Raw genomic sequence first — 13,861 nt, forward strand, 5'->3', positions numbered from 1 at the left:
TATTATTAAGTTACCCGTCGGTTGTGCTTTGAGGTCTGCTATACAGATAACCTTGATGTAAGTTGTAGCCCAACTGACACAAAATATATTGTTGCCTACGTGTCTCGACACCTTCATAAATCATCGTGATGTTTGATAAGCGTCCAATTTCCGAAATATTAAGCAATACACCCTGATGGTGCTCTCCTGACTCGATATCCTTAACAAAACAGCGATCCAGTTTTAAATAGGTGGGAGATATAACATTGATGATTTCGATGTTGTTATTGCCCGTACCAAAGTCATCCAGTGCGATGGTGATACCAAGCTTTTTGACATCCTTAATGTTATCGATAACCTCACATCCATAGCCAATGTTTGAATACTCGGTAATCTCGACGACAAATTCATTCGCTTCCATCATGACTAAATGCTCTTTTAATTTGGCAAAGTTAGAGCCGACCAAGGCACTCGGGCATACATTGACACCATAGATTTCATGGCTGTTGTTTAATTTAGTTCTTCTTACCGTTTCGATGATCAAAATAGTATGAAAGGTAAGTAAATTGGAGCGTCTCATCGTGTTGATGAAGCTCAAAACGCCAACGTTACGAACTCTCGATAGCAACTCGTAATACAGAACGCTGTTATCTTCGGTGTTGATGATGGGTTCTTCTTCGAAGGAGATGTTTTTCCAACGAAACATGTATATGACGAAGCCAAGAATGTAGGAGCGATAAAGTAGAGTGGCGAGAATCAGAGAAAGTGCAGCCCACAGTGCAACAATATCGTCACTGTAGAAGGTGATGGTTGCGCCGGTTGGCAGTGATGCTTGATAGATAGCTTTGCTTTCTTCTCCTAGATTAAGAATGTAATAACCATTCTTCTGGATAGAGACTGAATCGACTAACAGAGGCAATAATGAGTTATTGTATCGAGCTTCAATAGAGCGCTTAGAAATTCGCACAGTAAGGTCAATGTCGCGCTTGGTATCTGCAAAACGTGAATAAGCAAAATCGGCACTATCATAAAAGTCATCAACTTGATCAAGGTCTACTATTTTCGAGCGCGTCTTGGATATATAACATGAACCGCGAGACGTCGTCATAATGACAGAATCAAGGTTGAGTGAGTGCCTTAGCGAGTGTACGGCCCCTTCGTTATTGCAACTGTAGTCCATGATTTCTTGCGCAATATGTTTGGTGTTTTCGCTGTATTCATCTGCAATCTTCGTCGTATAAAGGATTTGGAAAAAGTAGACAACGAAGAGGCAAAATGAAGAGATGGTGAGCACGGCTATCAGAGCCTTAATCAGTTCTCGATGATAAGTCTTGAACATCAGTTTTAACATCTCTATCTGACTGGGCTTGAATCGGTTGATGTCGTATTTTGGTGCGATACTGTTTGTAGAGCTTTTGTCGAGATCGATGAAGTAACCCACCTTATAAAGGTTAGAGATAAGTTCGCTGTTATTATCGATCTTCGCTTTTTTACATAAATTCCGATACTTTTTTCTTATTGAAGCGATAATGTTCTTTAATGCGTATAAGCTGAACTCTTCATCAAAATGTAATTTAAAAGATTCTTCAACGTCTCTCGCAGATTGAGGGTTAGATATTGATGAGTGTTCAATAAGATATTTGAAAACAAAACTCTCTTTACTATTAAGACTTTCCTCTGATATCTTATTGCTGTCGTTTTTTATATATATTTTTTCTTCATTGTAGATCAGTTGCAAGCTCTCATTATTGTTATTTATATTGAAAGAACAGTGCATGGCTCAACTCCTAAGCGATAGTTATTATATTGGCGTGATGGCTGGGATTTTCATTCAACACAAGAGTTCGATCTAAATAATATAACCAAAATGTCACCATTTTCTCTCAAGATGTTGATATTAATCGCAGAATTTGGTCTTGAATGAAAAGTTATGGAGATGTTCACCCAAAAGTTGAATTTATAAATGAAAGCCAATTATTTACAAGGGCTAGGGGGGATTTATCCATTTGTTTTGGTATTTATCCATTCCACAGCTCCTATGTGGTAGGTTTAGTTACAAGGTTTAGAGATTTCTAATGTAGCTTTTGGTGGTATTCATTCAGTTTATTGATGTGTAAGATTTATCAGAAATTTTCAGGATAAAATTAAAATATGTCAATTTATGTGATTGTTAATATGATCTAATTTATATGTAATTTTTGATGTATAAATAATGTGACAAGATGATATAGTCGATGATTTTATTTTTTCGTGTGTTTTATTATTATTTTTATATGTTAATTTTATAATGAAGAGTTAAGGAGGGAGGTGTTAGATAGCGCAAGGAATCTATTTATACCTATCTATTTATGAAAGGTATTTAATGAAAACACTGTTAACATTTATATCAAAAATGCACCCACATAGAAATTTACAGACTAATTATAAAGAATTAAGTTTGTGTTATACCTTGGGCAGTGCTTAAAGACGTAAAATAGTAACAAAGTAGTGTTATTTTTGAGCAAATGTTAGCGTAACCACATGACATTCAAAGATCTGTTGCGGTGGCTTTGTGTTAACTATAGAAAGCGTACAATCGTGAGTATTTAACATGCACCATCAAGTACGACGATCTGAGGTTCTTTTTCTGGTTGATAAAGTACCTGACAAAAATTTCCTTCAGGTGAATAGGTGTAGTTATCTGCGTCAAAAGAGATAGCGGCCACTCTCTCAGCATTGCTGTCAGGAACCACTTCTTTATTGATTACATGGAGCTCTGTTTTGTCGATATTGAGCAGTCTTCTTAGTGAATCAACATAGGCTATCGGATAGCCATGGCAGACGTAGTAGGTTTCAATTTCCGTCTTCTCAACATAGTTGCACTCACCCTCGACACCTGCAATCGTAGACTTAGCGTAAATCATATCGATACCAGTACGTAAGTTACCTGCCACATCGTGTATTTTACTCGCACGGGCGCTCCCCTGAACCTCTAAGAACTTGACCATAGCCGTAGAAGACAAGATCGCTAGAATCGATACTGCGATGATAAGTTCTAAGAGAGTGAAGCCGCTTTGTCTGCTCATATTTACCGGTTATGTGATTTAATAAAGGGATCGCTTGAGGGTAATCGAAATACCAAAGTCATTACAGAAGGTAGGTATATCTGCTATATAGTTTATGGATTACCTCACTAATTAATTGTTATAAAAAACAACAGCTTGTTGTTGTTTTTTTCATTGTTTTGTGTTGTGTAAGCATACGTAAGCGTTCATATTGCGCCACTCTGCTGATTACGGAGTGTTCTAAAACTTGATCTTATTGATAAGTAATATTTTAAATATCGATGAATCGACCCGTTAAAAATTGGCTTTCTACTTCATTTGATGGGATGGGCTTGCTAAATAGAAACCCCTGCAAATACTGGTATCCGCAATCGATTAAGAATGCTTTTTGCACTTCTGTTTCGACACCCTCAGCTACCACTTTAAGCCCCAATTTGTCGCAAATAGCATGGGTAGCTTGAACAATTGCTTTGCTCCCTTTATGCGAACCATGGACAAAGCTTTTATCGAGTTTGACTGTGCTAATTGGCAGATCATGCAACATCGAGAGCGACGAGTAGCCTGTACCAAAGTCATCAAGGTGAAGCTCTACCCCCAACTTGGAGATATCGTTTAACGCTTGTCTGACTTCACCGTGCTTGAAGATCATTGAGGACTCGGTAATTTCAAGGGCAACACTTTGAGACTGGATATTGTAGAACTCAAGCATTGCCGATAATTGCTCGGCAAAGGACGCGTGCATCTGAATGCTTGAGATATTGATGCTCATCATTAATTCGCTATCAAACTCTCGTTGCCAAATCGATAACTGTTTAAGTGCCGAGTTAAGAACCCATTTCCCGAGCGGTACAATCTGACCTGTTTCTTCCGCTAAGGTTATAAACTCATCAGGCCCGATGTTACCCAGCTCTTTGTCCGACCATCGAAGTAGCGCTTCGAAGCCCTTCACCTTATCACTGTTGGTGTTCATGATCGGTTGGTAATGAAGATTGAGATCATCGTTTTCTAGTGCGCGTGTGAGTCGATGGCGGATTTCTACCTTACGGTGAAGAGTTTGTGCCAAGCAAGGAGTAAAAGTTTGGAAACGATTTCGACCATTGGCTTTAGCAATATGCATCGCCATACCTGCTTGCTTAAGCAGTGATTCTTGATCGACGGCATTATCAGGGAAATGTGCGGTACCGATGCTACAACCAACAGACAAGGTACCAATGCCTTTGATATGGAAACTCCGGTTCAAGGCATCAATAATACGAGTGCAAAGCAGAGGGATGTTTTTATTTCGACAGGTATGAGCAATAACAATGAATTCGTCGCCCCCAAATCGACCGATCATGCACGTTTCATCAACCAACTGTTTAAGACGCTCGCCAACTTGTTTGAGTAGTTGATCACCGACACTGTGTCCATAAGTGTCATTGACCAATTTGAAGCCGTCAAGATCAACAAACATCAACTCAAAGGGCGAGCGATAGGCAATGCTGGTTTCTAGAAGATTAGTTATTCCACGACGATTATAAAGCTCAGTTAAACAGTCGTGCTCTGCGTTGTATCTGGCTTTGAGTAGCTTCTCTTTCTGTTTGGTTGTACAGGTGAGGTTTAACAGCAGCTCGCTTTTATCAAATAGCCACTTTCCTTGAACGTCAAAGTGATGGGTTTTGTTATCTATTTGACAGCTGACTTCTTCTAGAATTTCACGACCTTTACGTGCGGCAAACAACCACTGTGCAGCGGTCTCTTCGCTAGAAACAAAGTCGGATAGCGTGCCAAACGGTGAACCATAGTTTTGATAAAATGCGGAGTTAGCACTCACTACGTTTCCAGTCCTATCAAACAAAAGGGAAAGGTTTACGCCATCTGAGCAAGTTAGGTCGTGCTTTAAGCTGCCTTCTTCAGCAATGACTTGCACCAACATTCCTGTCCGACCATCGGGCAATGGGATTCCAGAAAATAGACACAATGCACGCTTAGAGATGTAGTTTGGGGTGAAGTTCCACCAAATCTTGATGCTTTCGTTACGTAGAAATTGCCTTTGGTATTCTTCCAAGGTCGCTTCTATTGCCTTTGACATCTCTATACTAAAGTCGCGCGACGTCAGCTCAAACATAGATTCTGACTCCCAAAGAGGGAGGGCGCTGCTATTTGCCCAAGTTATTCTCTTATTATCAATGTCATATATCCAAATAGGACACTTGAGATGCTCGAAGGGTTGATAACTGGTCATCATATTGAACTCGGTGAACTGATGTTTTGGTCGAAGCGCGCCCAGCGAACTTATATGTTCAGCCAGTCGCTGGTCAAATTGAATTCTGGCCTTTAACAGCCTTTAAGAAGCTGTTTTAAACAAGAACAAAATGGTACAGAAGAAACAGCGTGTTAAAGATTCAGTGAGCGGATGATTTTGGTCACTTTGCCTTCAGCGTTGCTTTCAATGACATAGCCTTTTTTATCATCAAAAATCTCACCGTCGATGAAGTGCCAACCATTTGGCTTATTGATGATCTCTTTAGGAAAGTTCTCATCGAACATTGAATGGTTTGGGTAGACCGTTTCAATAGCTTCAAACAATAACTGAGCTTCATCTTGGTTGGTGACTACGAAGTCTTGTTTAAGGCACATCGTCAACTCCGGAAGGGGTTGAGTGGTGAAGGGTTCTGTCATCGAGCTTAAAACACCGTTGTGCGAGTAAAAACGGTATGAACCAGAACTGCTCTCGCTCCCGTCGGGCGACTTGATATAAGGGGTTACACTGTAGAACTCACAGTTGAAGACCATCTTTTGAATGATGCTAGTTTGTGGCGTGACCTGAATGTCTATCCAAGAGTTAACTTGTGCTTGAATCTGTTTCACCATTTCTTGTTTATTGGTGTTAGCCAAGAGCGATGTTGAAAATAAAGCTGTGGTGGTTAGTAACAGTGAAAGCGGTTTATTCATCTTAAAGTGAACCCTGTGAGAAAGTGATAATGACTAAATACTAAAGCGATGCATCAATTGGCTGAATGTTACTTTAAGAAGATATTGCTTAATAGGATCTACCTCACGCAGAAAAATGGAAAACTCTGAGGGAGATTTAAAGTAATCGATTTCTTTTAATTGTAAGTCTAGTTTACTGGCCATTTAACCTGGTAAATTGTGGGTTTTTAGTGTTATTAACTGTTATGCTATTGGTGTATGGACGGTTGATTTGATTGGGTTTTGTAAATACCTCAAATGTAAGTGCGCGTAAGAAAATAAAGCAAATGTAAGCGTGTGATAGGCGATTAAAACAACCCAATAATGCGCTCTGACTGGTGAAACCTTGATACGCCAAAGCACAAAGTCTGTTGATTCTCTGTTCTGTAAACGTGTATGTACAAAAGTGATTACTATGTTTTGCGTACGGTAAATGCAGGGCTCTGATCACAACATTGATGATCTATGACCAGTATATATACTGCCCTCGCTTTTAATAAATACTGGTGATAGGAATGTCGAAAACCAAAGTGCTCATTGTTGAAGATGATCAAGAGATAGCTCGGTTAACTACGCTTTACCTCGAAGCCGAAGGTTACAATGTTAGCGTTGTTCATGAAGGGAATTTGGCACTTGAAGCGATCCGAAGTATTGAACCTGATTTAGTTCTTCTGGACTTGATGCTTCCAGGTATGAGCGGCGCGCAAATTTGTCGTCAAGCTCGTGAGTTTTACAATGGAATGATCTTAGTGTTGACCGCCTCTGCCGATGAAATGAGCGAGGTTAGCTTGTTCAAGTTTGGAGCGGATGATTACGTTGCAAAACCAATTCGTGGTCATGCCTTGTTGGCACGAATTGAAGCGTTATTACGTCGAGCTGTTCCTGCTCCGGACGTAACCGCTGAAAAACAGTGCGATATCGTGATCAACAATGCAGCCCAAAGTGCCACTCTGTATGGACAAAACCTCAAGCTCACCTCGGCCGAGTTTGAAATCTTAAATCTTCTTGTTAATAACATTTCTCAGGTTGTCACTCGAGACCAGTGCTGTCAGTTATTTAGAGGCATTGATTATGCCTTTAACGACCGCTCGATTGATATGCGAGTATCTGGTTTGCGCCGAAAGCTACGTATTCACGCCAAAGACAAACAGTTGATCCGCACGGTTCGCAACAAGGGGTACATGCTGGTTGCGTAAGTTCATTACTGCGAAACTTCGCTCGGTTTCGATGTTTGCTCGTTTATACCTTGGGATTGTGACTGGGATGTCGGCAACGATATTTTTATTTGTGAACCTTGGTGAAGGGTACATGCGAAGGACCGAGATCGAAACCTTCCTTAATGATGGAATCTACTTTGCTGAACAGTATGTTCGCCAACACAACCAAGAAGACTCGCTATATAAAACACTCGATAGAACAGGCTACCAACAATTTTATATCTTCGATTTACGCCTGTTGAAAGATTGGTCGGGAGAGACTCCCTGCCAACGATGTGAGTTATATACGACCTTAAACGGTGTGCCAATATATTTAAGTGAAGATAACCTCTATTCGGCAGTATTTCAGTTGCCAAACTCTGAATTTAGTTTTGGATTCAGTGAGGTTGGGGATTTTTTCTCTCCTGATATTGAATGGTATGAGGATTCAGAACGGCACTTTTTGCTAGGGCTGTTATTGGCTGTGATTGTGGCGATTGGAGCAAGTGTTTACTTACCTGTGAGGCGTTTTCAAGAAAGAATAGAGCTGCTCGTCGAAAAGCAGAAGCAGTTTGGTAAGGGAAAGCTTAGTACGCGCTCTGATTTGGATGATATCCATCCTGTTTCTGATTTGGCCAGTAGCTTTAACTTCATGGCTGAAGAGATCGAGAGCAAAGTGAAACAGAGTCATATCTTTGCTCAAGCTATCCCACATGAAGTACGAACCCCGTTAAGTCGTATTCAATTGGCGACCGATATTTTAAGAAGGGGAGCACCAAATAATCATCAAGTTCTATTCGATGATATTGATAACTACATTGAGGATATCAACGAACTAACGTCAGAAATTATCATGCTGTCGAAGTTGAATGTAATGGACAACTCGTTCTTTGAGTTAGTGAAAGTCAGAGCGAGTTTACTTGAGTATTGTTTAGATCGGATCCGTTATTCTGAGTTGGACAATGTCAGCTTCGAATCAAAGATACAACAAGACAGTACGATAAAATGTGATTGTTCAATGGCGCGTTTAGTGTTCGACAATCTTCTTAAGAATGCTGGCAACTACACTCAAGACCAAGTGTGGGTGACGTTAGATGAGAACTCAGAAAGTTGGTTAGTGGTTGTTGAGGATAATGGGCCTGGTATTCCTTATGAGCGCCGTGATGAAGTGTTTCTTCCGTTTTCTCGACTAGATTCAAGCAGAACGTCGACCACAGGTGGATTGGGATTAGGCCTCGCGATTGCTCTATCGGCGGCTAAAAAACTTTCTTGGAATATCAAAATTGACGACAGTAACCACGGTGGTGCCAAGTTCAGTATCGTGATTCCAAAGGTTGCTTAAGCTGTAGTTTTAAGAGCTCTTCAGGCTCGTCAAGTAACAAAGCCACGGACTTATGCTGTGGCTTTTTCAAGCTAGTTACTTCTTACAGCGATGAAGGCCATAAATAGCGTGGTCAACGATGCGACCATTCAAGTTCTCGTTACGTGTAATGATACCTTCTAACGTGAAATGTAAGCGCTCACATACCTTGCGACTGCTCTGGTTGCCCGTTGCTGCTGATATCTCGACCTTTTCCATATCTAACTCATTGAAAGCAATATCAATCAGCTTCTGGACAACGCGTGTCACAATCCCCTTTCCTTGGTATGTCTCAGATAACCAATAACCTATCGTCACCTTTTGCTTATCATGATCAATGGTATTGAAACTACAGTTACCGATGACCTTGTCTTTATAGATAATCGCACATGTCATGCTTTTACCTTCCGCATAATCGTGCAGCGAGCGTTGGATGAAGATCCTAAAATCTTGCTCAGTTTTACAATGTGGCGGCCACACAAGCCATTGGCTTAGGTACTCATTCTGGCTTTGTGAGATCTCTGCGTAATGAACAGCGAAACTCTCTTCAACCAATGCGATGGATAGTTCGTCATCAATAACTGTTTTAAACATGTCTTTCCTTTTCTTATGGCTACTGATTTTAGTGAATCTTAGTCGGCAGTATATAATGTCGCATGATTTTTAATATGCAACCATTTGTAGCACGGAATTTTCGTGATACGTTAGATCTATCACGAAACTCATTAAACCTTACAATAGTTGTGTATATAATCATTAAGTATGCATTAGTATTAGCGGCCTAAATATATAAAAACTATAAAAAATCTAGGCTTAATTAATGAATCAACATTGCCAGGACGTGACCGTAGACCTAAGGAAGGCTCTATTTGGTATTGCTAAGGCGCTTGATAACGTCGGTTTCGAAAGCAAAAATCATGGACAGAGGGTGGGTTACATCGCGTATCGATGTGCTCTGAGTGTGGGATGGGAAGAAGAACAAGCGCAACTTGCGTTCTCATTGGGATTAATTCACGACTGTGGTGTCTCTCAAATTGATGAGCAACGTAGTTTGGTTTCAGGGTTCATTCCTGACTCGAGTTACCACCATTGTCAAAAGGGCTACCAAATTCTAAAAGAGTGCCCGGTTCTTTCTATATTCGCTAAGCCAGTGCTTTATCATCACACCCCTTGGGTTGAGTTAAAGGCTATTCATATTAGCGAGTTAGAAAAAGAGTTAGCAGCCATCGTTATGCTTGCCGATAGGGTCGACTACTTGTATGGCATCACTTCTTCAGATCGTTATGGAAACCTCACACCCGGTGGCAAAGCCAGCATTATTGAACTCTTAACAGAACAAGCGGATGAAATGTTCGAATCCAACCTTGTGCAACATATGTGCGAATTGGTCGATTTGGATGATTTCTGGTTCTCGATGGAGATCCCTTACATTGAAAATATGAGGGATAACTTTGAACCTGTGCCTTTCTTCTCTCAGCAAATGTCGTTGGATGAGACGGTCGCCTTCGCTGAATTTATTGCCAATGTTGTTGATACCAAGAGTTCGTTTACCTTTAAGCACTCGCTGAAGGTAGGGCAGCTCTCTGAATACCTCGCCAAGCAGATGGGTTATTCATACACCACTCAGCGTAAACTTTATTTAGCGGGTTTGGTTCATGATATCGGTAAACTGCAAACCCCTAACGACATTCTGCATAAGCCGGATTTACTTACTGAAGAAGAATATTGCTGCATTAAACGCCACGCTACGGACACGCGATTCGCTCTGCAGGAGCTATTCAGTTCTCCTCAGGTTTGCCAGTGGGCATCTAATCATCATGAAAGGTTAGATGGCTCAGGCTACCCGATGGGTAAAACGGCGGAAGAGCTGGATCAACCGAGTCGAATTGTTGCTGTGGTGGATGTGTTCCAAGCGTTGACTCAGTCTCGCCCTTATCGTGCGGGCATGACGTTAGAACAGACGATGGCTATTTTGAGAGACCATGTTGAAAACTATAAGTTAGATCGAGAAGTGTTTGAATGTCTTGAAAAACACGCACAGTACTGCTTTGAATTATCGACCGATAAAAGAATGTACGCGTTTTAGTGCCAGTGAGTCTTTTAGATGTGTGATTCCCTAAATCACGCTCGATGAAAAATGACTTAATACCAGAAACAGAAAAGCGATAGCCGAGGCTATCGCTTTTTTAATTGGGGGTCTTATCAGGATCTTTGGGGCTAGATTAGTAGCGCTTTAAGATCTCGATGATCGCTTGCTCAGTTTCCGCTGCGATAATGGCATCAATGTCATCATCATTTTGGAACAACTCTGATAGCGCCATAATCGTATGGATGTGGCTATCTGAGTCCATTGCCGCCAGAGTAATTGAAAGGTAAACGTCACCGTTGTCTTCCGACTCTAAATCAACACCCTTCTTGAATACCGTTACTTGCAATGATGCTTCGTTCACACCATCTTCAGGACGAGCATGAGGCATTGCAATCTTTGGAGCTAGAACATAGTACGCGCCGATGTCCTTGTGCTTTTGCTTGATAGCTTCAACATAGCTTGCTTCAATTTTGTTGTTCGCTAGCAGAGTTGAGCAGGTCACATCAATTGCGGCATCAACTGTTAGGTTTTCTTCAGAGTTGATGATAACGCCTTGGTTACCAATTAAATCGAATAGGCTCATGAAACAATCCACCCTAGGATAAGACCAACCACACCGAAGTCGAAGTCCGCAAATGTTGTTGCTTCAAGACCTAGGCCGCCTAGTACTGGAAGCAGTAGCATTGGTAGGAAAGAGATACATAGACCTTGTGTGAATGAACCTAGAATTGCACCGCGAAGACCGCCTGTCGCGTTACCGTAAACGCCTGCTGCACCACCTACGAAGAAGTGTGGAACTACGCCAGCTACAATAATTGTCCAACCAAGGGCACCTTGTACAGCCATCGCTAGTAGACCAGCAGCGAAAGAACAAAGGAAACCGATAAGTACCGCGTTTGGCGCTACAGGGAATACCATTGGGCAGTCTAGAGCAGGTTTCGCGCCCGGTACTAGCTTGTCAGAGATACCTTTAAATGCAGGAACGATTTCAGCAATTAGCATCTTCACACCTTGCAGTACGATGTAAACACCACCGGCAAAGATAAGAGATTGCATGAAAGTAAATACAACCCAGTTTTGACCACTTGATACTGTTTCTACAAACTCGCCGCCTGCGATAATAGATGCAAGCATGAAGAAGATAGCCATCGTTGTTGCTACGGCTACTGGTGTATCACGTAGGAACATCAAGCTTTTTGGAACTTGGATGTCTTCAGTTGTTTTCGATGTGTCACCGAACTTGCTACCAATGAAGCCAGATACGATGTAAGAAAGGGTAGAGAAGTGACCGATAGCCAGCTGATCAGTACCCATCACCTTTTCTGTGTACTTTTGACCTAGAGCTGGCATCACAACCATCAATGTACCCACAATGATCGAGCCGATTGCGACGAGTGCCGTGCCTTCAATGTTTGCTGTAGATAGAATTACTGCCACTAGCATAGACATGAACATTGTGTGGTGGCCCGTTAAGAATATATATTTTAAAGGAGTAATACGAGCCAATAAAATATTCACAACGAACGCGAAGAACATAATTAGAGCCATTTCATAACCGAATGCTTCTTGTGCTAATGCAACAATTGCTTCGTTATTTGGAATAACACCACTTACGCCGAATGCTTCAGTAAATACAACTGAGAAATTATTTAGTGCGCCAACAAGAGCACCTGCACCGAAACCTAAAATTAGGAAACCCATTACGGTTTTAATGGTGCCTTTCAGAATGGTAGAAATATCAGCTTTCTGTGCAACAAGGCCAATAAAAGCTATTAAACCTACCATGATTGCCGGCTCTTTTAATAAGCCGAGCATGAACTCGAAAAAGTTTTGCATAATTTTGACCTTACATGAAAGTTTTTAGTTGTTCTTCAATTGATGCTTTGTCAAAAATATTTTTCAGGCTGATGATGTTCTCTTTACCAGCATCTTTTAGTTGGTTGGCAACATCTGTTGCTGCAACCCAAATATCCGCATTGCTTGATGCTGCAGATGATAGATCTTCGTGATCAACTTCTGCTTCAAAACCAATTTTCTTAGCGACTTCTTTCACTGCCATTTCCATCATTAGAGAAGTACCAAGGCCGTTACCGCAAACTACAAGAATCTTTTTCATAATATTTGTCTCAATTGGATTTTTGGGGTTGAGAAACTTCGTTCTCTTATTGTGTGAGAGCATAGTAATGGAAATATTCAGATTTCAATAAGATCTTCATCACAAAGCTAAAATGAGATTGTGATGGAGATCTCGTTAATTTGTAGTAAAGATCCAGAGTGAGACTTTGATCAAATTTAACTTTTCACTCGAATATGCAACGTATTTTATTGAGAAAGGCAGGCTTAATTAGTTTTTATATCAGAATATAAATCTATAGAGGCTTTATTGTAGAAAATAGAGAATTAATCGTATCGACCGTAGTCAGTAAGCATTTTCTTAAGCATGCTATTAACGTCTTTGGTTTTTTTATTTCTTTTCGTCAACTGGCTAAGTGAGGTTGGTTTTGGGGAGGCAATACTTTCACTGTCGACTTCTTCAGTTTTATCTTTCATTTTCTGCACTGCAGGCAATAACATTCTAATTTCTTCATTATTTGCATTGGTCAGTACAACAATATTTTCAGATTCAACTTGAGTAATGGTTAATATTCCGTGTTTAACAGATTCAACCTTTTCTCCAATCATAATTGATTCAGGTGCGACAGAGCGATCGGTTAGTTGGCCTGTACGTAATTTCGCCGCACTGATAGCACGGATATTTCCGGTGTTTTCAAACGCGACAATAACAGTATAGGTATTATAATATTCAACTACTGTCACATAGCCGTGTCTATTTGTTTTGAATCTAGCTCCATTGCTCATATCGTGCGGAGCTTCCATTTTCTTCACGTGTTTCCTCTCTTAGTCTCGATGGCTGTTATATCTAATCAGCTCTATTGGTATTTTATAGATAATTACTTGGTGAGATCATACAAAGTATATACGCATCTAAACTTAAGATGAATCTTGAAGTCTCGGGAAATGAGGCAGAGCACAGAAAAGTAGTAAGAATCACACAGAATTAACCGAGTGATTACGCTCACACACTTAAAGACTTAACATTACAAATTCAACTCCCTACAAATTGTCTACAGTTTTGAAGCTCGAAAACGACGACAAACAATACATTTTGTTTAATCCTTGACCGCGCGATCGTTTGCGTTAAAAAATGTGATGAAAGTCTCACTTAACTGTTTATACTTCT

12 protein-coding genes are annotated in these 13,861 nt (G+C 40.7%); 3 read left to right on the top strand and 9 right to left on the bottom strand.

The window, feature by feature from the left end; genetic code table 11:
• Positions 1–10: 10 nt before the first annotated feature.
• The 4 genes from FTW16_RS23765 to FTW16_RS23780 form a co-directional block, all read right to left on the bottom strand.
• Positions 11–1,756 (bottom strand): EAL domain-containing protein, encoded by a 1,746-nt coding sequence (locus FTW16_RS23765; RefSeq protein WP_146492728.1) that lies wholly within the window; start codon positions 1,754–1,756, stop codon positions 11–13.
• Between the two features lie 808 nt (positions 1,757–2,564).
• Positions 2,565–3,044: a type II secretion system protein gene (locus FTW16_RS23770; RefSeq protein WP_146492729.1), complete on the bottom strand. Its 480-nt coding sequence runs from the start codon at positions 3,042–3,044 to the stop codon at positions 2,565–2,567.
• A 250-nt stretch (positions 3,045–3,294) separates the two neighbouring features.
• A complete protein-coding gene (locus FTW16_RS23775) occupies positions 3,295–5,301 on the bottom strand; it encodes a putative bifunctional diguanylate cyclase/phosphodiesterase (RefSeq protein ID WP_146492730.1) in 2,007 nt (668 codons plus the stop codon).
• Between the two features lie 98 nt (positions 5,302–5,399).
• A complete protein-coding gene (locus tag FTW16_RS23780; protein ID WP_146492731.1) occupies positions 5,400–5,957 on the bottom strand; it encodes a hypothetical protein in 558 nt (185 codons plus the stop codon).
• Between the two features lie 533 nt (positions 5,958–6,490).
• On the opposite strand from FTW16_RS23780, the gene FTW16_RS23785 reads away from it, so the two are divergent.
• Positions 6,491–7,171, top strand: coding sequence for a response regulator transcription factor (locus tag FTW16_RS23785; protein ID WP_146492732.1), 681 nt, complete (start codon positions 6,491–6,493; stop codon positions 7,169–7,171).
• Complete coding sequence (locus FTW16_RS23790) at positions 7,164–8,513, top strand: sensor histidine kinase (protein WP_146492733.1); 1,350 nt, start codon at positions 7,164–7,166, stop codon at positions 8,511–8,513. Before FTW16_RS23785 ends, FTW16_RS23790 begins: the two co-directional genes overlap by 8 nt.
• A gap of 75 nt (positions 8,514–8,588) precedes the next feature.
• Here the strand turns inward: FTW16_RS23790 and FTW16_RS23795 are convergent, their stop codons facing one another.
• A complete protein-coding gene (locus tag FTW16_RS23795; RefSeq protein ID WP_146492734.1) occupies positions 8,589–9,125 on the bottom strand; it encodes a GNAT family N-acetyltransferase in 537 nt (178 codons plus the stop codon).
• Positions 9,126–9,351: 226 nt separating this feature from the next.
• Here FTW16_RS23795 and FTW16_RS23800 point away from each other — a divergent pair, with 226 nt between their 5' ends.
• Complete coding sequence (locus FTW16_RS23800; RefSeq protein WP_146492735.1) at positions 9,352–10,617, top strand: HD-GYP domain-containing protein; 1,266 nt, start codon at positions 9,352–9,354, stop codon at positions 10,615–10,617.
• 136 nt (positions 10,618–10,753) lie between these two features.
• On the opposite strand, the gene FTW16_RS23805 is transcribed toward FTW16_RS23800, so the two are convergent.
• The 4 genes from FTW16_RS23805 to FTW16_RS23820 form a co-directional block, all read right to left on the bottom strand.
• Complete coding sequence (locus FTW16_RS23805; protein WP_029405610.1) at positions 10,754–11,203, bottom strand: PTS sugar transporter subunit IIA; 450 nt, start codon at positions 11,201–11,203, stop codon at positions 10,754–10,756.
• Positions 11,200–12,456, bottom strand: coding sequence for a PTS ascorbate transporter subunit IIC (locus FTW16_RS23810; protein ID WP_146492736.1), 1,257 nt, complete (start codon positions 12,454–12,456; stop codon positions 11,200–11,202). The genes FTW16_RS23805 and FTW16_RS23810 overlap by 4 nt, the downstream gene beginning before the upstream one ends.
• A 10-nt stretch (positions 12,457–12,466) precedes the next feature.
• Entirely contained in the window at positions 12,467–12,736 is a 270-nt protein-coding gene (locus tag FTW16_RS23815) for a PTS sugar transporter subunit IIB (protein ID WP_017064872.1), read from the bottom strand.
• Positions 12,737–13,020: 284 nt separating this feature from the next.
• On the bottom strand, positions 13,021–13,497 hold the full coding sequence (locus tag FTW16_RS23820; RefSeq protein ID WP_146492768.1) for a hypothetical protein: 477 nt from the start codon (positions 13,495–13,497) through the stop codon (positions 13,021–13,023).
• Positions 13,498–13,861 lie beyond the last annotated feature (364 nt).

The sequence above is a fragment of the Vibrio sp. T20 genome, from assembly GCF_007858795.1.
Lineage (GTDB): Bacteria > Pseudomonadota > Gammaproteobacteria > Enterobacterales > Vibrionaceae > Vibrio > Vibrio satsumensis.

What these genes read in the sequence shown, in the direction of transcription:
- FTW16_RS23765 (WP_146492728.1), bottom strand. Translation starts at nt 1,756, where the DNA reads ATGCACTGTTCTTTCAATATAAATAACAATAATGAGAGCTTGCAACTG.
- FTW16_RS23770 (WP_146492729.1), bottom strand. Translation starts at nt 3,044, where the DNA reads ATGAGCAGACAAAGCGGCTTCACTCTCTTAGAACTTATCATCGCAGTA.
- FTW16_RS23780 (WP_146492731.1), bottom strand. Translation starts at nt 5,957, where the DNA reads ATGAATAAACCGCTTTCACTGTTACTAACCACCACAGCTTTATTTTCA.
- FTW16_RS23785 (WP_146492732.1), top strand. Translation starts at nt 6,491, where the DNA reads ATGTCGAAAACCAAAGTGCTCATTGTTGAAGATGATCAAGAGATAGCT.
- FTW16_RS23795 (WP_146492734.1), bottom strand. Translation starts at nt 9,125, where the DNA reads ATGTTTAAAACAGTTATTGATGACGAACTATCCATCGCATTGGTTGAA.
- FTW16_RS23800 (WP_146492735.1), top strand. Translation starts at nt 9,352, where the DNA reads ATGAATCAACATTGCCAGGACGTGACCGTAGACCTAAGGAAGGCTCTA.
- FTW16_RS23805 (WP_029405610.1), bottom strand. Translation starts at nt 11,203, where the DNA reads ATGAGCCTATTCGATTTAATTGGTAACCAAGGCGTTATCATCAACTCT.
- FTW16_RS23810 (WP_146492736.1), bottom strand. Translation starts at nt 12,456, where the DNA reads ATGCAAAACTTTTTCGAGTTCATGCTCGGCTTATTAAAAGAGCCGGCA.
- FTW16_RS23815 (WP_017064872.1), bottom strand. Translation starts at nt 12,736, where the DNA reads ATGAAAAAGATTCTTGTAGTTTGCGGTAACGGCCTTGGTACTTCTCTA.
- FTW16_RS23820 (WP_146492768.1), bottom strand. Translation starts at nt 13,497, where the DNA reads ATGGAAGCTCCGCACGATATGAGCAATGGAGCTAGATTCAAAACAAAT.